The organism is Microbacterium sp. Mcb102 (assembly GCF_024519805.1).
GTDB lineage: Bacteria > Actinomycetota > Actinomycetes > Actinomycetales > Microbacteriaceae > Microbacterium.
In genome coordinates this window covers 264,521-284,274 of the sequence record NZ_JALJRG010000007.1, presented here as the reverse complement: position 1 = coordinate 284,274, position 19,754 = coordinate 264,521, and the positions used below count along the sequence as shown (strand labels likewise).

The following is a 19,754-nucleotide window of genomic DNA, read 5'->3' as shown; positions in this document are numbered from 1 at the left end:
CGGCCGTGGACGGTCTCGACCAGCCGGTCAGTGTCGGGGCGGCGAGGCGGATGGCCGCCGGGGGTGGGATCATCCCCTGCGTCCTCGGGGCGGACAGTGAAGTGCTCGACTGGGGGCGGGAGAAACGTCTGTTCACCCGGGCGCAACGGTTGGCCTTGGTTGAGCGTGACGGCGGGTGCGCGATGTGCGGGCTCCCACCGGAGATGACGAAAGCGCACCATATCCGCTGGTGGAAACGAGATCACGGACCCACGGATCTGGCCAATGGGGTGTTGCTGTGTGAGACCTGCCACCACCGCATCCACGACAACGGGTGGGACATCCGCATCGACAGACCCCGACACGGGACCGCGAACAGGACCGGGACCGGGGGACGAGTGTGGTTCCTCCCACCCGCCTACGTCGACCCCACCCGCACCCCACGACTCGGCGGCCGCGCCCGCTTCGACATCGCCGCCTGACCTGACTCCGGCGAGTGGCCGCCGAGTGGCGGTCCGCGTGACCTGGCTCCGGCGAGCGCTCCCGGCGTGGCGCGTCCGTCGGTGGGGAGAACGGCGGAGCAGCACCGTGATCTTGTATTCACTTCTTTTCCGAGCATCCGGGCCGCTGGCCGCAAAGTTGTTTACCTAACGTTCCTGCTTTCGCCGTTCCCCGTCTGGAACGGCTCCCTAGCGTCGTCTCAGCGCCGGTCCGGTGCGTCGTAGATACACACGTGGAAGAGGATGAAGTGAAGAGACAGATCGCAGGAGTGTGCACGCTCGCGGCAGTGGCCGCCGCCGTCGCATTCCCCCTCACGGTGGCGAACGCCGCCGAGGAGCTCGCGGCACCGACATTCAGCCAGGACGGCGGCCGATTCACGGAGTCGACCACCGTCACGCTCACCGCGCCGCAGGGCGCCCAGATCAGGTACACGCTCGACGGATCGACGCCGACCGCGAAGAGCCCGCTCTACAAGAAGCCGCTGGTCATCGACGAGACGACCAACCTCGCCGCGGTCTCGATCAAGGGCGGAGCGACCTCGCCCGCCGAGATCGAGGGTTACATCATCAAGACCGACGAAGAACCGCTCACGTCGTTCTTCGTGATGAGCGACGTGCACACGTCCGCCCTCACCGAGAAGAACCGGGGCATCTGGAAGAGCCACTTCGACACCCTCGCGTCGATCAACCCCGACCCCGACCTGATCATCTCCAACGGCGACCAGATCAACGACAACAACAACAACACCGCGCCCGACCACCAGGTCGTGAAGACGATCTTCGACGAGAACATCGACCGCCTCGGCCTCGACGACACCCCGATCCTGATGTCGCACGGCAACCACGACGTGGGCAACGCCGACATGGCGAAGTACTACGGCGACTGGTTCCCGAACGCGACCGGCGGCTACTACGAGAAGACGATCGACGACCAGACGTTCCTCGTGATCGACACCGAGCGCTACTCGGGCGCGCAGCGCACCTGGCTGCAGGGACGCCTCGCCGCGCTCTCCGCCGAGCCGGATGCCCTCAACACCCCGATCTTCGTCGTCGGCCACCGCCCGACCGCCAACACGGTCTACGACGGAGCCCAGGCCTCCAACGCCACCCTCACCGCCGACCTCTCCGGCTACCCGCAGGCCGTCTACTTCTCGGGTCACTCGCACCTGCACCTGAACGACGAGCGTTCGATCTGGCAGGGCGGCTTCACGGCCGTGAACGACGGATCCATGTCGTACACCGAGACCCCGCACGACGCGTACCAGATCTACGGCAACGCGCTCTGGGACGAGTTCACGATCCCGACCGCGCAGGCCCTGTACGTCGAGGTCTACGCCGACCGCACCGAGATCGACCGCATCAACTTCGCCGCCGAAGACGAGCGCACCTACGACAACGGCGCCTGGGGCTACCAGTCCGGCTACCCCTTCGCCAGCGCCGGCACGCTCGCAGGCCCCACCTGGACGGTCCGCCTCGACGGCACGACGCCCGAAGAGGTGCGCGCCAACTTCGACTACACGTCGGCGGCGCGCGACAACGTCGCACCGGTGCAGCAGGGTGCGCCCGAGCACACCGTGACCGCAGACGGCGCCGACATCCTCCGGGTTCCCGCGGCGACCGACGACGAGTCCGTCTACGGCTACGACGTGCGGGTCCGCGACGCGGCCACCGGCGTCGAGGCGCTGCCGATCCGTGCCGGTGCGAAGGTGCTCGCCGACTTCCAGATCGCACCGCGTCCGAGCATCCTCGAGATCCCGCTCGCGATCCGCAACGGACGCCAGGCCGACGCCCCGCTGATCACCCTCACCAAGGGGACGAGCTACATCGCCGAGGTCACCGCCGTCGACATGTACGGCAACCGCTCCGAGAAGACCACGGTCTCGTTCGTCGCGGGTCGCGTCCCGGACAAGACCCGCCCGCAGGTGACGCTCGTCAGCCCGACCACGGCAGGCCCGTCGAAGGCCATCGACATCCGCGTCGACGCGACCGACGAGGTGGGTCTCGCCCGCATCGTCGCGAACGTCTACCGGGGTGGCACGCTCGTGAAGAGCACGCAGTCCACGGCCACGGGCACGAGCGGCTCGCACGTCGCGACCGTGACGCTCCCCGACGGGGCGTACACGATCAAGTACAACGCGCAGGATGCCGCGGGCAACATCTCGAAGACCTCGACGTTCGATCTCACCGTCGACGCCACCGCCCCCACTGTGACCGTCAAGACCGGTGACTCGTTCACCGTCGGTGATGCGGCGGGCTACGACAAGGTCAGCTTCAAGCTCCACGACGCCGGCAAGATCGACCGGATCGAGCTCAACGGCGTCGGGAAAGACCTCTCGAACAACGTCTGGTCCGACCTCAACTTCGTGAAGCCGGGAACGTTCGGCGGAGTCGCGGGCGAGAACACGCTCCTCGTCCACGACGTCTCCGGCAACGTCACGACGGTCGAGTTCGTGCTGCGCTGATCCGCCGATGCGAAGCCCCGCGGGCGTACCGCGGGGCTTCGTGCGTCAGCCGACGTCGGGCTCCCAGCGCAGCAGATCGCCGGGTTGGCACTCCAGCACCGCGCAGAGGGCATCGAGTGTCGTGAAGCGCACGGCCTTCGCGCGCCCGTTCTTCAGAACCGCGAGGTTGGTCGGAGTGATGCCGATGCGCTCGGCCAGCTCGCCGACGCTCATCTTCCTCCGCGCCATCATCACGTCGATGTCGACCACCACGGGCATCAGATCACCTCGTCGTCGAGTTCGGAGCGCAGCGCTCGCGCCTCGGCCTCACTATTGATCGCCTGCCGCAGCAGCGCCTTCATGACGACCACGAGCAGCGCCATCCCGGCGAGCACGACCCCGGCGCCGCCGATCAGCGCCACGACGCCCGGCGCCGTCGACCCCGGCGCGAGCAGCGCGGCCAAGATCCACGTGAGGGCGGCGGCCACCAGGATCGCCCCGATGATGACGTTCACGTACCGGAACGACGACTCCGCGAAGATCGATCCGCGCCGCACCCGCGTGAGCAGCATCCACACGCACACCCCGAACACCTGCAGTGTTCCCACGCCCAGCACCACGATCGACACCAGCACGATCCGGCCCCACAGCTCATCCTCGGCGAGGTCGAGCCACAGCAGCGGCACGATGAGCGCCTGCACCGCCAGTGAACCCAGCAGCGCCACCGCGATCACGATGCGCAGAACGACGATCGTCGTCTTCCCCATGCCCACTCCTTCATCGAAGAACAACAGGAATCTATCGTTATTCGTTCGATGGAGCAAGTGAGGGGCGGTCAGAGTGCGACGGCGGTCGGTGCTGTCGTGCGGAGAGGTCGGTGTCGCGGCGCGGTCAATGCCGCCGGAGGGTGCGACGGATGCTGCGCACCGTGCGGCCCGCGGCGTCCTTGAGTCCGCCGCCCGGCCACTCGCGATGCAGCTCCACCGTGCCGCCCTCGCCTGCCGTGAGCGTGCAGGCGCGCCCCGCGAGGATCGGCGAACGGCCGATGCGAGCGAGCACCGCGGCATCGGCCTCCAGGGGAACGTCGAATGTCCACCCCGCCCGGCGGACCTTGACGCTGAGCGGGCCGCCTCGGGAATCGTCCGTCCGCTCGAACGAACGAACCGGATCGATCGAGACGGCGACGGCGGAGAGGTCACGTGGTCGGCGGCCGGAGAGGATGCGCTCGGTCCCGGTGTCCGCGCCGGTGCCGGTGCGGGTGCCGTCACCGTCGCGGAGGATCAGCTCGACGCGATCGTTGCGGAGCTCGCGATCCACCGCCAGGAGATTCGCCGGCAACCCGTCGAGAGACGACAGCGGCAGTGACGTCAGCCGAATCGACTTCTTGGCGCCGGAAGACTTCGCGCCGGTCGCAGGCCCGGCGGCATCCTGTGCGGCGGGGGCCGACGGATCCGCGGCGAACGTCTCGAACACCAGCGCATCCTTCCCGGCCTGCGTGATGTCGACGCGCACGGTGAGATGCAGACCCCCGCCTCGCGACCAGTGCGCGGTGGTCACGGTTGCGCGGCACTTCAGTCCGGACTCGAACGCGGCCAGGCGCACCAGGTCGTCACGCCGATCGGCGCGCAGCAGCGCCGCACGGATGCGGTGCGCGAAGCTGAGGCCGGCATCCACACCCGGGCCGAACCGCCTCTGCGTCAGGGGGACGACCACGTCCAGCAGGCGGTCGCGATAATCGTCGGGGTACTTGACCATGCGGCGCCCCGCGATGCGCTTGAGGATCTTCCCGCGGAACCAATGCCGCAGGAGCCGGTCGCGCAGTCGTCCCGGCTCGGTGTGCGCCTCGACGATGTCGAGCACGGCTTCGAGGTGCGGGAAGTACGTCTCCGGCTCGATCCGCGCAGAGCTGGCGCTGCCCGGCTGCTTCACCCACGCGTAGCAGGGCACGCTCGCGAGGATCGAGATCGTCGACGCGGCGAAGTAGGCCTGCATCACGAACAGGTGATCCTCGAGCCGCACGCGCCCCTCCGGGAAGCGGATGCCGTTCGCCCGCAGGAACGCCGTGCGGAACATCTTGTGCGGCGTGAGCATCTCGAGCAGCGGGTCGGTGCCCAGCGTCGCCCGGGGGATGTCGTGGCGGAAGATCTTGCTCGGAAGCGGGCGACCGATCCCGACCTCCTTGCCGACGATGACGTCGGATGCGTTCGCATCCGCGTAGTCGCACAGCTTCTCGAGCGCGCCGTCGAACAGGTAGTCGTCCTGGTCGACGAACTGCACGTACGTGCCGCGGGCGGCATCGACGCCGTGGTTGCGCGGCATCCCCGGCCATCCGGAGTGCTCCAGCGACAGTACCCGCACGTTCGGACGCGTGCGCGCGATGGCGGCCAGGCGCTCACCGGTCGGCTCGCCCGAGCCGTCGTCGCACAGCAGCACCTCGAACGCGGCGGGGTCGAGGGTCTGACGGTCGAGCGATGCGATGAGGTCATCGAACGATGCGCCCGGCCGGAACACCGGAACCACCACGCTCACGCGGATGCTGTTCCCGCTGCTGCTGCTCTCCGGCTGAATGCTCTGCGACAAAACGTCTCCCCCACGTCGACTGTTCCTCGAGCTAAACACGCCTTCCTGTGGGGGTCACCAGGCTTGCGTTTCGGCCGGGCGTGTGCAGAAGTTCGCACGGCGCGCAGGCAGAGCGGGGCGAGACGCTCCTCGAATTCAGGAGGCGATGCGTCGTGCCGTGGTCTCGGCCGTTCGCGGGTCGACCTCGGCCCACACCGCATCCAGCGAGAGCTCGAGCACGCCGGCGATCGCCGCGATCGTCGAGAACGCGGGGGTGGCGACGCGTCCCGACTCGATCTTGCGCAGGGTCTCGGGGGAGATGCCGGCGTCCAGCGCGACGCTCAGCATCGACCGTTCCCCGCGCGCGCGACGCAGCAGGGCGCCGAGGCGCTCGCCGCGTTCTACCTCGGCGGGGGTGAGCGGCATCCGGACCATCATGATGCCCATACTAATACCGGGATAGTATTACCGGGATAGTTATTGGTCACGACGGAAGAGGACCCATGATCGAGATCCTGAACGCCGACGAGCTCACGCGGGCGCGGGCGACCGGCGCGCTCGTCGGCGACATCCTGCAGGCGTTGAAAGCCCGCGCCGCGGTCGGTGTGAATCTGCTCGACCTCGACCGGTGGGCGAAGCAGCTGATCGAGGATGCCGGTGCCGAATCCTGCTACGTCGACTACGCCCCCTCGTTCGGCAGCGGCCCGTTCGGCCACTACGTCTGCACAGCCGTGAACGATGCCGTGCTGCACGGCATGCCCCACGACTACGCCCTCCGGCCGGGAGACCTGCTCACGCTCGACCTGGCCGTGACCCTGCGCGGCATCTCGGCCGATGCGGCCATCAGTTTCGTGGTCGGCGGCGCTCCGGCAGCGGAAGACCTCGCGATGATCGAGGCGACCGAGCGGGCGCTCGCCGCGGGCATCGCCGCCGCTCGACCCGGTGCCCGCATCGGCGACCTGTCGCACGCGATCGGCACGGTGCTGCACGACGCAGGCTACCCCATCAACCTCGAATTCGGCGGCCACGGCATCGGCTCGACCATGCACCAGGACCCGCACATCGCGAACGACGGGCGACCGGGCCGCGGCTACACGCTGCGCCCCGGACTCCTGCTCGCGCTCGAGCCCTGGGTCATGGCCGACACCGACGTGCTGCGCACCGACGACGACGGCTGGACCCTGCGGAGCGCGACCGGATGCCGCACCGCGCACACCGAGCACACGATCGCGATCACCGCCGACGGAGCCGAGATTCTGACACTGTCGAGATCCTGACACTGTCGAGATCGTGACGCGGCCGAGATCCTGACGCTGCCGACGGATCGCGCCGCATGACGCGCCGGGCTAGCTCAGCACGAGCCCGATCTCGAACGATCGTCGCCACGGCAGGGTCAGTTCCTGGATGCGCACGTCCTCCGCGGGGAGTGTCGACTCCAGCAGCGACGTCAACTCCTCGCGGATGACCCGCTCGGCCGTCGCGACCCGGCCGTCGTCGGTCATCGGGTAGACGTCGGGGAACAGCGCAGGCCCGGAGTCGGTGCGCACGACCGCCTGGTACGCGAAGTCGTCGAGGAGTCGCGTGAGCAGGGCGATGCGGGCGGCGCGGTCATCGAACGTGCCCGTCGCCCGGCCCACCACTCCGGCCGCCGCGACGGCGACCACGCTGCCGAGTGTGTTGCCGGCCGTGTTCCATCCGCCGAAAGCCTCGAGTCGCCCGAGCAGCCCCGCCTCGGCGAGCGCCCGCACGAGTGCCTCGTCGGCGCCGTTGGGGTAGCGGACGTCGGCGAGGGCCACGTGCTCGCCCGCGTCCAGCCGCTCCCCGATCAACGCGACCGTGCCGGCCACGGCATCCTCGTCCACCTGATCCGGCCGGCCGCGGAACATGTCGTGCCGGTCAGGATCGGGCGCGTGCAGCACCAGGGTCACGTCGCCGCCTTCGGAGACCTCCACGGCCCCGGCTGCGCGGATCTGCCGGCTCGCGGATGCCGCGAGCGACATGTTCTCGTACGGCGGGATGCGGGTCATGCCCTCGGCGTCCGCGCACGCGACCGAGAACGAGGCGGTCACGCCGGCGTTCGCGGCCAGCGCCCTGGCGACCAGCGCCGCGCCCACCTCGTCGGCACCCGGGTACATCAGCACGTCGCGGCCCGACGGCAGCATCCGCATCCAGTGCCGCAGCCACACCTGTTCGGCGCTGCCCGCGGCGAACGGCGCGGTGTCGTCGGCGGTGATCGCCAGGAAGTCGAGCGTCGCATCCTCGACGAGTGCGAGTGTCGACAGGTTCACGATGTGATTGCGCAGCCGCCGTGCCGAGTAGTCGGACACGATCTCGGCCGGCACCGGGGTCAGCTCCGACAGGGGAAGCACGTCGGCCTCGTCGAGCAGCCGGTGCGCGTCGCCGCCGAGCGCATGGATCTCCTTGCCGTGCTCCCGCCAGTACTCCGGCTCCTCGGCCGCCGAGTACGAGTTGCTCGCCCGTGTCACGAGCGAGACGGCCGAGATGGGCAGCTCCGGCCGACGGCGGCGCACCTCGCGCAGCACGTCGAGCCGCTCCAGCACCTCGCGGGTCGTGTCGGCGCTCGTGCGGCTGGCGATCAGCCCGCCGTAGAGCAGCATGTCGACCGACACCACCACATGCACCGTGGCCGGGTCGGCGACGCGGTCGAGCAGCCAGGCGCCGAGCGCGGTCGCGTCTCCGGCGACGCGGTACGAGGGCAGGATCTCGGCCGGCGGCACGTCGAGGATCACTCCGGCGACCGCGGCGACGTCGCCGGGAAGCCGCACGTTCACCGGTCGGTCGTCGAGCGGGAGCAGAGCGATGCGCGGACGCAGAGTCGTGTCGGACACGGGGGAGTGCCTTTCGTCGGGGGACTTCGGGGAGTTCGGGTGGCGATTCGGAAACGGGGGTCAGGGGCGCGAGATCGAGACCAGGTACGAGTAGCGGTCGCCCCGGTACACCGATTCGGCGTACTCGATCGGGCGGCTGCGCGCGTCGTAGGTGGTGCGCTTGACCAGGAAGGCGGGCGAGAACGGCGGCGTCTGCAGCGCGTCGGCCTGCTCCTCGTCGAGCACGACCGCATGGATCTCCTGGTCGGCGCGGACAGCGGAGATACCGAAGCGCGAACGCAGATCCTCGTACAGCGAGTCTCCGACGATGCCGTCTTCGAGGCCCGGCACCGCGTCGGCGGCGATCGAGCAGACCTCGAGGCAGATCGGGATGTCGTCGGCGGTGCGCACCCGGCGGATGCGGACGACGGGTGACTGCGGGCTGAGGTTCAGCGCGTACCCGGCGGTCTGCCCTGCGGATGCCGTGCCGACGTCGACCGACAGCGAACCGGGCCGCATGTTGCGCGTGTGCATGTCTTCCGAGAACGAGGTGAGCTCGAAGGTCTTGCTGATGCGCGAGGCGCTCACGAACGTGCCGGCCCCCTGCAGGCGGTAGACCAGCCCGTCGCGTTCCAGTTCGTCGAGCGCGCGCCGCACGGTCTGCCGGTTCACCTCGAGCGACTCGGCGAGGTCGCGCTCGGTCGGCAGCTTCTCGTGCGGGGCGAGCCCCTGCTGGATGACGTCTTCCAGATGCCGTCGCACCCTCTCGTGCTTCGTCACGCCTTCGATCGACGACATGCCCACCCCTCCGGTCTGCCCATTTGGACTAACCCAATCTTGACGATCACCCGCGGATGTGTCAATGTCTGTTCTCAGCGGTTCCGAATTGGTCTATTCCAATCCTTTTGCAAGGTCAATGATGAGCGGAGAACTCCCATGCACACGAAGCAGCACATGCGCCGGCGCGCCCTGATCGCCGGTGCCCTGACCACAGCCACGGTCGTCGCCCTCACCGGATGCGGTGCGGGAGGCGGCGACGCCGACGGCCCGACCGAGATCACGTTCTCGTACCTCTGGGGCGGTGAAGAGGCGAAGGCGCTCGAAGAGATCATCGCCGACTTCAACGGCAGCCAGGACGAGATCGTGGTCAAGGGCGTCTCCAGCCCCGACACCCAGAAGCAGCTGACCTCGATGTCGTCGTCCAACGGCTCGTTCGACATCTCCGACAACTTCGGCAACACCGTCGGCGCCTGGGCCTCGAAGGGCATCCTCGCCCCTCTCGACGACGCGATCGCGGCCGAGGGCATCGAGGTCGACGACTTCATCCCCAGTGCCATGGAGCAGATGACCTACGACGGCAAGATCTACTCGCTGCCGATCGCCACCCACAGCTTCCAGCTGCTCTACAACACGCAGCTGCTGGAGGAAGCCGGCGTCACGCCGCCGACCACCATGGACGAGCTCGCGGCCGCGATCGAGAAGCTCACCGTCGTCGACGGCTCCGGCAAGATCACGCAGCTCGGTCTCGGCTCGGCCAACGACAGCACGACCCTGACCACCCTCGGCTACGCGTTCGGCGGCAGCTGGGACGGCGAAGACGGTCCGACCCCGGCCGAAGACGGCAACCTCGAGGCCCTGCAGTGGTACCAGGACAACGTGATCGAGCCGGTCGGCGCCCAGGCTATGGCGACCTTCGTCTCCGGTCAGGGAGAGTACCTCTCGGCGCAGGACCCGTTCTTCAGCGGCAAGGTCGCGATGATCATCGACGGTGAATGGCGTTCGGCCTCCGCGGCCAAGATCGCCCCGGACTTCGAGTGGGGCGTCACCGCGATCCCGGCCGCCTCGCCGGAGCTGGAGAACAGCACGCAGGTGACGGCCAGCACGCTCTTCATCCCCGCGAACTCGAAGCACAAGGAGGAGGCGGCCACGTTCCTCGCCTACCTCGTCAGCGAGGAGCCGATGGAGAAGTTCGCCGTCGCACTCGGCAACCTGCCCGGACGCACGTCGCTCGCCGGCAGCGCCGCCTTCGACAGCCTCCAGGACTTCGGCGTGTGGGCCGACGCGGCATCCTCCCCGAACGCGAAGGCACTCGCGAGCCTTCCGTACAGCGCCGAGTACGCCACCGACCTCGCCACCGCCTTCGATGAGGTCGTCCGTCTCACGGCGACCCCCGAAGAGGCGATCGCGACGGTCGAGGAGCGCATGGCCAACTACTCCACGAAGTGATCGAGGCTCCGTGACCACTGCAACAGCGCGCCGGGTCCGGCAGGAGAATGCTCCTGCCGGGCCCGGCGGGCGCGCCCCGCGGCGGCGTCGCACCCGCCGGTCGACCCTGATCGGCCTCGCGTTCGCGTCGCCGTTCATCGTCGGGTTCCTGTTCCTCTTCGCCTACCCGATCGCGGCGTCCGCGTACTACAGCTTCACCGACTTCAACCTGTTCCAGTCCCCGGAGTGGGTGGGGCTGGCGAACTACGTGCAGATGTTCAACGACGGCGTCTTCTGGAAGTCGCTCGCGAACACCGCGGTCCTCACGGTCTTCGGGGTTCCGCTCGCGATCGGCATCGCCCTCGCGGGTGCGCACCTGCTGAACACCCCGGTGCGGGGTCAGCCGCTCTACCGTGCACTCGTCTACCTGCCCTCGATCGTGCCCGTCGTCGTCGGCGGCTACCTGTGGCGCTGGCTGCTCAACGCCCAGTACGGCTTCGTGAACTACTTCCTGTCCTGGTTCGGCATCGAGGGACCGGCCTGGTTGCAGGAGCCCGAATGGACCAAGCCCGCCATCATCCTGATGTCGCTGTGGACCGTCGGCGGAACGATGATCATCTACCTCGCCGCCCTCCAGGAGGTCCCGAAGGAGCTGTACGAGGCGGCCGAACTGGATGGCGCGGGCATGTGGCGCCGCTTCACCAGTGTGACCTGGCCCACCGTCTCGCCGGTGACCCTGTTCCAGGTGATCGTGAGCATCATCGGATTCCTGCAGATCTTCACGCAGCCGTACATCCTCTCCCAGGAACGGCTGAACCAGGCCGGCTCCGGGCCGGGACAGTCGATGCTGTCGTACGCGATGTACCTGTATCAGAACGCGTTCGTGTTCCTGAAGATGGGCTACGCGTCGGCCATGGCCTGGACCCTGTTCATCATCACGCTGGTCGTGAGCCTGATCGTGCTCGCGACCTCGAGGAAGTGGGTGCACGATGGCACACGCTGACGTCGCCGTCATCCGCAAGCGTCCCCGGCGGGTACGCCGGACGATGCGCCGTGTCCGGCAGCAGGTCTCGGTCGCGCTGCTCGCGCTGCTGTTCCTTTTTCCGCTGCTCGTGATGCTGTCGACCGCGTTCAAGACGCCGGGCGACGTGTTCTCCTCGCCGCCGTCGCTGCTGCCGACCGACTGGACGATGGACAACTTCGCCGAGGCGTTCGAGCAGATCCCGGTGTGGCGCTATCTCGGGAACACCCTGTTCGTGTCGGGGATGAGCATCCTCGGCACGGTCATCTCATGCCCGCTCGTGGCTTACGCGCTGGCCAAGGTGCGCTGGCGCGGCTCCCGCCCACTGCTCATCCTGGTGCTGGCCACCATGATGCTCCCGCCGCAGGTGACCCTCATCCCCCTGTTCCTGGTGTGGAACGGGCTCGAGGCGACCAACACGTATCTGCCGCTGATCGTCCCCGCGTTCCTCGGCACGCCGTTCTTCATCTTCATGATCCGGCAGTTCCTGCTCGCGGTGCCGGACGAGCTGATCGAGGCCGCCCGCCTGGACGGCGCCTCCGAGTTCCGCACCTACGCGACGATCGTGCTGCCGTTGGCGCGGCCCGCCATCGTGACGGCGGCGATCTTCCAGTTCGTGTGGGCGTGGACCGACTTCCTCAACCCGCTTATCTATCTGAACGACGAGTCCACCTATACGCTTTCGATCGGTCTGTACGCCTTCTTCGGTGAGAACGACGTGGCGTGGGGGCCGCTGATGGCCGCCTGCGTCATGTTCACCCTTCCGGCCGTGGTGATCTTCCTCATCGGTCAGAAGTTCTTCATCGGTGGCGCCAGCGCAGGAGCTCTCAAATGACCAACGACCCCCTCGAACTCCTCACCGGACGCCTGATCGCCTCGGTGCAGGCGCAGGCGGGAAGCCCGGTGCGCGACACGGAGGTGATCGCCGCGCTCGCCGAATCCGCGCTGCTCGGAGGCGCGAGCGGCCTGCGCCTGAACGGCCCCGACGACATCCGCCGGATGCGGGCGGCGACGGATGCTCCGATCATCGGCCTGCACAAGGTGCACAACGGGGTCCGGAACGTGATCACCCCCGACGTCGCGCTGGCGCTCGGCCTCGCGGAGGCGGGAGCCGACATCATCGCGGTGGATGCCACCGTGGAGCAGCTGGGCGACAGGTTCGACCTGCTGCGCGAGATCACGGAGGCGACCGGGCGTCCGGTGATGGCCGACGTCTCCACCCTCGACGAGGGGATGCGCGCCCGGGAAGCCGGAGCGGCCGTGGTCGGTACGACCCTCTCGGGATACACGCCGCACTCGGCGCGGGGCGAGGGGCCGGATCTGCAGCTGGTCGCGGATCTCGTCGCCGCCGGCATCCCCACCATCGCCGAGGGGCGGTACCAGACGACCGAGCAGGTGCGCCAGGCGTTCGATGCCGGCGCACTCGCCGTGGTGGTCGGCGGGGCGATCACCGACCCGATCGCGATCACTCGGCGCTTCGTCGCGGTGACGCCGGCGGTGCGGAGCCCGGCATGATCATCGGCGTCGACATCGGCGGCACGAAGATCGCGGTCGCCGGGTTCGCGCGCGACGGCGATCGGCTCGAGAGGGCCACCGAGGTGCGCACCCTCGCGACACCGTCTCGCGCGGGTGGTCCGGCCATCGTGCAGGCGGTGGCGGATGCCGTGCGCGCGGTGCGCGGTGGCGATCCGGTGGAGGCGGTCGGAGTCGGCACCGCGGGTGTGGTCGGGCCGGACGGCACGATCACCTCGGCCACGGATGCGATCGGCGGCTGGGTCGGATTCCCCCTGCGGAGGGCCCTCGCGGAGGCGCTCGGCGCCCCGGTCGCGGTGGTCAACGACGTGCATGCCGCCGCGGTGGCCGAGGCCGAGCGGGGCGCCGGAGCGGGCGCGCAGGCGATGCTCATGGTCGCCGTCGGCACCGGGATCGGGGGAGCCGTCGTTCTCGCGGACGGACTGCGTCGCGGCGTCACCGGCACCGCGGGCTCGATCGGGCACATGGAGATCTCGCTGCCCCCGAACCTCGCCGAGCGCCGCTGCCCCTGCGGTGGCTTCGGCCACGTGGAGGCCGTGGCCTCCGGCCCCGCTCTGGAGCAGACGTTCTTCGAGGAGACCGGGGTGCGCCTTCCCCTGCGCGAGGTGCACGCGTCGGCTCTGCGCGGAGACGCCCGGGCGGAACGGGTGATCCGCGACGGTGCGCACCATCTCGGGCGCGCCCTCGCGAGCGCCAACGCGGCCCTCGACGTCGAGGTGATCGTCGTCGGCGGCGGGGTCGCCGAGATCGGCGAGACCTATCTGGCCGAGGTGCGGCGGGCCTATCGCGCGGCCGCGATGCCCGGGCCCTCGGCGGCGCGCGTGGTCCCGGCGCAGCTCGGGATCGATGCGGCTCTCACCGGTGCCGCGCTCCTCGGCGCGCGCCTGGTCGAGGGCTCGGACTGAGATCGGGAGCGCCGCCCTCCCTCCTGAAACTCCCACCCCATCCTCAGGGTGAACGACATATCGTTGAGTATCGTTCACCCCATCAGGAGGTCATCATGAACAACGCATTCCCCTCCAACCCGTTCGGCGGCACCAGCGGCTCCGGGAACAACGGCGGCCCCGGCGGCCTCTTCGGCGGCGCCGGCTTCGGCACGGGCCCCGGCGGTCCGGCATCCGCGATCTTCGAGGCGATGGACCAGCTCCGCAAGTCGTTCGAGCCCCGCCCGTCCGGCGGCTCGCGCATGGCCCGCGGTGATGTCCGCACGGCTGTGCTCTCCCTGCTCGCCGAGACGCCGATGCACGGCTACCAGATCATCAACGAGATCGCCGAGCGCAGCGGCGGCACGTGGAAGCCGAGTGCCGGCTCCGTGTACCCCACGCTGCAGCTGCTCGCCGATGAAGGACTCATCGAGGCTGAGGAGCAGAACGGCCGCAAGACCTACTCGCTCACCGAGGCCGGCCGCGCCGTCGCCGACGAGAGCTCCGAGACTCCGGCCCCGTGGGAGTCGTCCGGCAAGGACGGCCACCGTGACAGCGCCCGCTTCAGCGCGCTGCCCAAGGCGGGCGTCGACCTCGCCGCCGCCGCAGCCCAGGTCGGTCGCAGCGGTTCGCCCGAGCAGGTGCAGCAGACCATCGAGATCCTCGACGAAGCCCGCCGTAGGCTGTACTCGATCCTCGCGCAGGACTGACCGCGCAGTGCGGCATCGGGTGAGGGCCTGCGAGAGGACCACGCGATGACGGATGCCGCGGCACAGGGCGCCCACCGCGCCAGGTACCGCCGCATCGTGTCGTTCGCGGGCCGGGAGTTCCTGAAGATCTGGTGGTTCGAGCTGGTGCTTCCGCGCCTCGGCATGAGCCGGGTCGCCGAGCGCACACGAGGGCAGCGGATGCAGACGTTCGCGCGTCGCTTCCATGTGCTCGCGGTCGAACTCGGCGGTCTCATGATCAAGGTCGGACAGTTCATGTCGTCGCGCCTCGACGTGCTGCCGCCCGAGATCACGAAAGAGCTCGAGGGGCTGCAGGACGAGGTTCCGGCGGTGCCCACCGCGGCCATCCGCGCGCTCGCCGAGGCCGAACTCGGCATCCCGCTCGAGCGCGCCTACGCGTGGTTCGACGACACTCCGGTCGCGGCGGCCTCCCTCGGTCAGGTGCACCGGGCCCGGCTCTCGGCACTCGACGCGGCCGACACCGGACTCGGCCACGTCGTCGTCAAGGTGCAGCGGCCGGGCATCGACGGCATCGTCGCGGTCGACCTCGCCGCGCTCCGCCGGGTCGCCCGCTGGCTGACCCGCGTGCGCCTCGTCGCCGACCGGGTCGATGCGCCCGCACTCGTCGAGGAGTTCGCCGCGACCAGCCTCGAGGAGATCGACTACCTGCACGAAGCCGCGAGCGCCGAGCGGTTCCGCGAGAACTTCGCCGACGACCCGCGCGTGGCCGCGCCCGAGATCGTGTGGGAGCGGTCGACCCGTCGGGTGCTCACCCTCTCCGATGTCACCGCGATCAAGATCAATGACACGGATGCGCTGCGCGCCGCCGGCATCGACCCCTCCGAGGTCGCCGCGGTGTTCGCCGAGGTCATGTTCGACCAGGTGTTCACGCACAGCTTCGTGCACGCCGACCCGCACCCCGGCAACATCTTCGTGACGCCGGTCCCCGCGGGCGCAGGCGAGTCGGGGCGGAACTTCCAGCTCACGTTCATCGACTTCGGGATGATGGCCGAGGTTCCCGACAGTCTCCGCGACGGGCTGCGCACGCTCCTGATCGCGGTCGCCGGGCGTGACAGCCGCGGCCTCGTCGCCGCCGCCCAGGAGATCGGCGTCCTGCTGCCGTCGGCCGACACCAACGAGCTCGAACGTGCTCTGAGCGCGCTGTTCGCCCGCTTCGGCGGCATGGGTTTCGCCGAACTCAGCAAGGTCGATCCCCGGGAGTTCCGCGACTTCGCGGAGGAGTTCGGCGACATGGTGCGCTCGCTCCCGCTGCAGCTGCCCGAGAACATGCTGCTGCTCATCCGCGCGGTCTCGCTGACCTCGGGCATGTGCAGCGGACTCGACCCGGCGTTCAACGTGTGGGATGCCGCCGAGCCCTACGCCGCACGCCTGCTGCGCGACGAGAGCGGCAACATCGTGCAGGCTTTCGCGGGCCAGGCGATGGACACGATGGCGACGACCTGGCAGCTGCCCGGCCGCATCGACCGGATCATCACCCGCATCGACGACGGCAACGTGTCGTTCGACACCTCACGGCTCGAGCGTCGCCTCGATCGGCTCGAGGGCATCGCGCGCCGCATCGCCTCGGGAGTGCTGTTCGCGGCGCTGCTCGTGGGCGGTGCCCTGCTCGTCCCCTCGCTGCCTCCGCTGGGCATCACCCTGATCTGCGTCTCGGCCCTCCCGCTGCTGCATTCGGTGTTCGCCGGCGTCGGCCGCCGCGGCCCGCGGTAGGCGCGGCCGCGTTCGACGCGGACGACTTACCGCCCATGGGCCGGACGGACGGATGCTCTTGCGCCGTGGGAGAAGTCCCCCTCCCACGGCCGAGGATCCGGTTGGCCCAGTCGTGCAGAAGCCGTGCTCGACGGCTTTGCATGTGAGAGCTGTGATCCTCCAGCTCCGACGCTCGTGCCGCGAAGTCATCGGCCAGGGCACGATAGCTCCGAGCCCGCCGTTGCAGCCAGAATCCCAGTGCGGTGAACCCGAGGACGACATAGACGGCGATCATCGGGCCGGGGCCCGGGTGCTCCCAGATCGCCGAGAACGACGTGCCGATGAAAGCGGTGAAGATGACGATGATCCCCGCTCCTATCCAGACGTGCAGCTCGGCTGCGTCCTTCGCCCGACGAAGATATCGGCGGGCATCCTCCGCCGAGGCGACCTGCGAAGGCTCGGGGAAGCTCGGTCGGCGGCTGGTCGGCCATGGGCGATCCGCGATGCGCTTCTCGTCCTCTTCCATGCCGTCATAGAACGCCTCTGCTCGGCTGGTGCGAGAGATGCGCGTGAGACCGCGAAAAGCCAGCACGTCGAAGACGATGAGCGCGCATGTCAGGAAGATGATGACGAAGGCACGAGGATCGCCGAACGGATACTTCATGATGGGAAGCAGTGCAAGGCTCACGGCGGTCGCCAGTATCGCGTATCTGCCGGTTCGAGATCGCGCCAGAGCCGCCGCGTGGTTCCGAACGTTGTTCCTCGGCCCGATGAAGGCGACGAGATAGCAGCACGCGGCACCCGCCCGGAGCAGGAGCTGGATGCCGATGACGGCGATGGCAAGAGCGAGAGCTGCGGGGAGCGTGTCCTCTGCGAATGCGCGCGCGTCCGGCCAGACCAGCCATGCGCCGAAACCCAGTGAGACGGCAGCGGGCGCCACCAGGCCGACGAAGGAGAACATCATCAACACGATGCTCGTACTCATCGAACCAGTGCCGATGGAGACCGTGCGTCCCGCACGAGTTTTGAATGCCATGCGCCGAGGATAGGCAACAGGTGGGACATGCGAACGTGCACGAGATCGCTCGGGAGATCAGGTGTTCGCGCGGGGTCAGGCACTTTGCGACAGAAACGGCCTGATCCGGCCTGACGGCCTGCCGCGGCACGAGGTAGCCGCGGCACGCCCGGGAAAACCGGACCATCCGGCATCCGCGCGGCGCGTCGAGCCCCGACGCGCCGCGGATCGCACGGCTGGCCTGGGTTTTCGCATCCACGCATCGGCATATCGCGTGACAGGATGGTGTGCCATGGAGACCCCTGACGAGAAGCCGCCCGCACGCTCCGCAGGAAGCACCCCGCAGCGCCCCCGCACGGATGCCGTCGGCACGGGCGTGAACCGCCTCCCGGCCAAGGCCACCGAGGCCGCGAAGAAGATCGTCCGCGACATCGCGGCCGTCCCGCCGCGCAGCGTGCATCCGGCCCTCGTGCCCGGCGTCTCGGTCGAGGAGACCGGCCGCACCTACCGCACCGACGCACTCGTGTTCGGCGTCGCGGTGGCGCTCACCGTCGCCTTCATCGCGTGGGGCGTCTTCGCCGGTGACAACCTCTCGGGCACGACATCGGCCGTGCTCGCCTGGGTGGTGGAGTACTTCGGGTTCTTCTTCACGACCATCGCCACGATCATCCTGGTGTTCATGCTGTTCGTCGGCTTCAGCCGCTACGGACGCATCCCGCTCGGCCGCGACGATGAAGAGCCCGAGTACTCGATGTTCTCGTGGATCTCGATGCTGTTCGCCGCCGGCATGGGCATCGGCCTGGTGTTCTGGGGCGCGGCCGAGCCGCTCACCTTCTTCGAGAGCCCGCCGCCCGGCACGGTCGAGGCGAGCACCCTCGACGCCATGCACACGGCACAGACGCAGGTGCTGTACCACTGGGGCCCGCAGGCGTGGGCGTTCTACGCGCTCGTCGGTGGTGCGATCGCCTACGGCGCCTACCGCCGCGGCCGCACCCCGCTGATCTCGTCGATCTTCGCCCCGCTGCTGGGCGAGGGCCGCACGGCCGGACCCCTCGGCCGCACGATCGACATCTTCTCGATCATCGTCACGCTCTTCGGAACCGCAGCATCCCTCGGCCTCGGCGCCCTGCAGATCGGGCACGGCGTCGAGATCGTCAGCGGCGCCGGCCCGCTCGGCAACGGCATCCTCATCGCGGTCATCGCCGTGCTCACCGCGTGCTTCATCGCCTCGGCAGTCTCGGGCGTCTCCAAGGGCATCCGGGCGCTGTCGAACATCAACGCCGTCGTCGCGCTGCTGCTGGCGTTCTTCGTGTTCTTCGTCGGACCGACGCTGCTCATCCTCAACGTGATCCCCTCGGTCGCCGTGCAGTTCATCGGCGACCTGCCGCAGATGATCGGCCGGTCGGCATCGCAGGGCGAGGCCGCGCAGACGTTCCTGTCGAGCTGGACCATCTTCTACTGGGCATGGTGGATCTCGTGGTCGCCGTTCGTCGGCATGTTCATCGCGAAGATCTCGCGCGGCCGGAGCCTGCGCCAGTTCGTGTCGGTCGTCATCGTGGTGCCCTCGGTCATCTCGCTCATCTGCTTCGCGATCTTCGGCACCACGGCCATCCAGCAGCAGATGGACGGCGCGAACCTCGCCGTCGATCCGCCGGAGGAAGTGCTGTTCGGCGTGCTCGAGAACCTGCCGTTCCCGCTGATCACGAGCATCGTGCTCATCCTGCTGATCGCGATCTTCTTCGTCACCGGCGCGGATTCCGCGTCGCTCGTCATGGGCACCCTCTCGCAGCAAGGCCGCCCCGAGCCGGCGCGCTGGGTCGCGGTCGTCTGGGGTGTCCTGGTCGGCGTGATCGCTGCCGTCCTGCTCGTCACCGGCGAGGAGGGGAGCGGGCTGAAGTCGCTGCAGAACGTGACGATCATCGCCGCCCTGCCGTTCGCGATCATCATGGCGTTCATGATGATCGCGTTCATGAAGGATCTGCGGCGCGATCCGCTGATCCTGCGCGAGCGCTACGCCCGTGCTGCCGTGCGGCACAGCGTCATGGCCGGGCTGGAGGAGTACGGCGACGACTTCGCGCTCGTCCCCGTCGAGTACGACCACTCGGAGGACGACCTCGCCTGGATCGACGAGTCGACCGTCGACGAGACGCTGGCCGAGGTCTACGAGGCAGCGACCGAGGCCATCGACATCATCCCGCCCGCCGAGGTGGATGCCGTGGTCGACGCCGCGCTCGACGATGCAGCGCCGGATGCGGCGGCGGATGCAGCGCCGGACGGGGAGCGACCGCGGGAGTCGTGATTCCCCGGCATCC

At 69.0% G+C, this 19,754-nt stretch carries 18 protein-coding genes; 11 read left to right on the top strand and 7 right to left on the bottom strand.

What is annotated here, in order from left to right; genetic code table 11:
• Both OC372_RS17180 and OC372_RS17175 read left to right on the top strand, forming a co-directional pair.
• Positions 1 to 461 (top strand): HNH endonuclease signature motif containing protein (locus tag OC372_RS17180; protein WP_262003136.1); only part of this gene is annotated, 461 nt, incomplete at its 5' end.
• A 266-nt stretch (positions 462 to 727) separates the two neighbouring features.
• Positions 728 to 2,941 (top strand): chitobiase/beta-hexosaminidase C-terminal domain-containing protein, encoded by a 2,214-nt coding sequence (locus OC372_RS17175; RefSeq protein ID WP_262003134.1) that lies wholly within the window; start codon positions 728 to 730, stop codon positions 2,939 to 2,941.
• Positions 2,942 to 2,986: 45 nt separating this feature from the next.
• On the opposite strand, the gene OC372_RS17170 is transcribed toward OC372_RS17175, so the two are convergent.
• The 4 genes from OC372_RS17170 to OC372_RS17155 all read right to left on the bottom strand — a co-directional run bounded on the left by OC372_RS17170 (position 2,987) and on the right by OC372_RS17155 (position 5,914).
• Positions 2,987 to 3,199, bottom strand: coding sequence for a helix-turn-helix domain-containing protein (locus tag OC372_RS17170; RefSeq protein WP_262003132.1), 213 nt, complete (start codon positions 3,197 to 3,199; stop codon positions 2,987 to 2,989).
• Complete coding sequence (locus OC372_RS17165) at positions 3,199 to 3,687, bottom strand: DUF2975 domain-containing protein (RefSeq protein WP_262003130.1); 489 nt, start codon at positions 3,685 to 3,687, stop codon at positions 3,199 to 3,201. The genes OC372_RS17170 and OC372_RS17165 overlap by 1 nt, the downstream gene beginning before the upstream one ends.
• Positions 3,688 to 3,811: 124 nt before the next feature.
• Positions 3,812 to 5,500, bottom strand: a complete 1,689-nt coding sequence (locus tag OC372_RS17160) for a glycosyltransferase family A protein (RefSeq protein WP_262003128.1) — start codon at positions 5,498 to 5,500, stop codon at positions 3,812 to 3,814.
• 135 nt (positions 5,501 to 5,635) lie between these two features.
• The gene (locus OC372_RS17155; protein ID WP_091033310.1) at positions 5,636 to 5,914 is read right to left on the bottom strand and encodes a helix-turn-helix domain-containing protein; all 279 of its coding nucleotides are present in this window, start codon (positions 5,912 to 5,914) and stop codon (positions 5,636 to 5,638) included.
• Between the two features lie 68 nt (positions 5,915 to 5,982).
• Here OC372_RS17155 and map point away from each other — a divergent pair, with 68 nt between their 5' ends.
• Positions 5,983 to 6,756: a type I methionyl aminopeptidase gene (gene map / locus OC372_RS17150; protein ID WP_262003126.1), complete on the top strand. Its 774-nt coding sequence runs from the start codon at positions 5,983 to 5,985 to the stop codon at positions 6,754 to 6,756.
• Positions 6,757 to 6,825: 69 nt separating this feature from the next.
• On the opposite strand, the gene OC372_RS17145 is transcribed toward map, so the two are convergent.
• Together OC372_RS17145 and OC372_RS17140 are read right to left on the bottom strand one after the other, a co-directional pair.
• Complete coding sequence (locus OC372_RS17145) at positions 6,826 to 8,328, bottom strand: DUF4127 family protein (protein WP_262003124.1); 1,503 nt, start codon at positions 8,326 to 8,328, stop codon at positions 6,826 to 6,828.
• Between the two features lie 60 nt (positions 8,329 to 8,388).
• The gene (locus OC372_RS17140; protein ID WP_140403328.1) at positions 8,389 to 9,105 is read right to left on the bottom strand and encodes a GntR family transcriptional regulator; all 717 of its coding nucleotides are present in this window, start codon (positions 9,103 to 9,105) and stop codon (positions 8,389 to 8,391) included.
• A gap of 138 nt (positions 9,106 to 9,243) precedes the next feature.
• Here OC372_RS17140 and OC372_RS17135 point away from each other — a divergent pair, with 138 nt between their 5' ends.
• From OC372_RS17135 to OC372_RS17105, 7 genes are all read left to right on the top strand, one after another.
• Complete coding sequence (locus tag OC372_RS17135; RefSeq protein ID WP_215068510.1) at positions 9,244 to 10,533, top strand: ABC transporter substrate-binding protein; 1,290 nt, start codon at positions 9,244 to 9,246, stop codon at positions 10,531 to 10,533.
• 10 nt (positions 10,534 to 10,543) lie between these two features.
• The gene (locus OC372_RS17130) at positions 10,544 to 11,515 is read left to right on the top strand and encodes a carbohydrate ABC transporter permease (RefSeq protein ID WP_231481774.1); all 972 of its coding nucleotides are present in this window, start codon (positions 10,544 to 10,546) and stop codon (positions 11,513 to 11,515) included.
• Positions 11,502 to 12,368 carry a carbohydrate ABC transporter permease gene (locus tag OC372_RS17125; RefSeq protein WP_051662473.1) on the top strand — a complete coding sequence of 289 codons (867 nt, stop codon included), beginning with the start codon at positions 11,502 to 11,504 and terminating at the stop codon, positions 12,366 to 12,368. Before OC372_RS17130 ends, OC372_RS17125 begins: the two co-directional genes overlap by 14 nt.
• Complete coding sequence (locus OC372_RS17120; RefSeq protein WP_262003120.1) at positions 12,365 to 13,048, top strand: N-acetylmannosamine-6-phosphate 2-epimerase; 684 nt, start codon at positions 12,365 to 12,367, stop codon at positions 13,046 to 13,048. Before OC372_RS17125 ends, OC372_RS17120 begins: the two co-directional genes overlap by 4 nt.
• Entirely contained in the window at positions 13,045 to 13,971 is a 927-nt protein-coding gene (locus tag OC372_RS17115) for an ROK family protein (protein WP_262003119.1), read from the top strand. The genes OC372_RS17120 and OC372_RS17115 overlap by 4 nt, the downstream gene beginning before the upstream one ends.
• Positions 13,972 to 14,066: 95 nt before the next feature.
• A complete protein-coding gene (locus OC372_RS17110) occupies positions 14,067 to 14,699 on the top strand; it encodes a PadR family transcriptional regulator (RefSeq protein ID WP_262003117.1) in 633 nt (210 codons plus the stop codon).
• A gap of 45 nt (positions 14,700 to 14,744) precedes the next feature.
• Entirely contained in the window at positions 14,745 to 16,448 is a 1,704-nt protein-coding gene (locus tag OC372_RS17105; RefSeq protein WP_262003115.1) for an ABC1 kinase family protein, read from the top strand.
• Here the strand turns inward: OC372_RS17105 and OC372_RS17100 are convergent.
• The gene (locus OC372_RS17100; protein ID WP_262003113.1) at positions 16,372 to 17,463 is read right to left on the bottom strand and encodes a hypothetical protein; all 1,092 of its coding nucleotides are present in this window, start codon (positions 17,461 to 17,463) and stop codon (positions 16,372 to 16,374) included. The two genes, OC372_RS17105 and OC372_RS17100, sit on opposite strands and share 77 nt — an antisense overlap.
• A gap of 271 nt (positions 17,464 to 17,734) precedes the next feature.
• Between OC372_RS17100 and OC372_RS17095 the strand changes: the two genes are divergently transcribed.
• The gene (locus OC372_RS17095; RefSeq protein WP_262003111.1) at positions 17,735 to 19,741 is read left to right on the top strand and encodes a BCCT family transporter; all 2,007 of its coding nucleotides are present in this window, start codon (positions 17,735 to 17,737) and stop codon (positions 19,739 to 19,741) included.
• The last annotated feature ends 13 nt before the right edge of the window (positions 19,742 to 19,754 follow it).

Bases quoted from the DNA above. Each gene is read 5' to 3' on its own strand.
- OC372_RS17170 (WP_262003132.1), bottom strand. From the start codon at position 3,199: ATGCCCGTGGTGGTCGACATCGACGTGATGATGGCGCGGAGGAAGATG.
- OC372_RS17165 (WP_262003130.1), bottom strand. From the start codon at position 3,687: ATGGGGAAGACGACGATCGTCGTTCTGCGCATCGTGATCGCGGTGGCG.
- OC372_RS17155 (WP_091033310.1), bottom strand. From the start codon at position 5,914: ATGGTCCGGATGCCGCTCACCCCCGCCGAGGTAGAACGCGGCGAGCGC.
- map (WP_262003126.1), top strand. From the start codon at position 5,983: ATGATCGAGATCCTGAACGCCGACGAGCTCACGCGGGCGCGGGCGACC.
- OC372_RS17140 (WP_140403328.1), bottom strand. From the start codon at position 9,105: ATGTCGTCGATCGAAGGCGTGACGAAGCACGAGAGGGTGCGACGGCAT.
- OC372_RS17135 (WP_215068510.1), top strand. From the start codon at position 9,244: ATGCACACGAAGCAGCACATGCGCCGGCGCGCCCTGATCGCCGGTGCC.
- OC372_RS17125 (WP_051662473.1), top strand. From the start codon at position 11,502: ATGGCACACGCTGACGTCGCCGTCATCCGCAAGCGTCCCCGGCGGGTA.
- OC372_RS17120 (WP_262003120.1), top strand. From the start codon at position 12,365: ATGACCAACGACCCCCTCGAACTCCTCACCGGACGCCTGATCGCCTCG.
- OC372_RS17115 (WP_262003119.1), top strand. From the start codon at position 13,045: ATGATCATCGGCGTCGACATCGGCGGCACGAAGATCGCGGTCGCCGGG.
- OC372_RS17110 (WP_262003117.1), top strand. From the start codon at position 14,067: ATGAACAACGCATTCCCCTCCAACCCGTTCGGCGGCACCAGCGGCTCC.
- OC372_RS17105 (WP_262003115.1), top strand. From the start codon at position 14,745: ATGACGGATGCCGCGGCACAGGGCGCCCACCGCGCCAGGTACCGCCGC.
- OC372_RS17100 (WP_262003113.1), bottom strand. From the start codon at position 17,463: ATGGCATTCAAAACTCGTGCGGGACGCACGGTCTCCATCGGCACTGGT.
- OC372_RS17095 (WP_262003111.1), top strand. From the start codon at position 17,735: ATGGAGACCCCTGACGAGAAGCCGCCCGCACGCTCCGCAGGAAGCACC.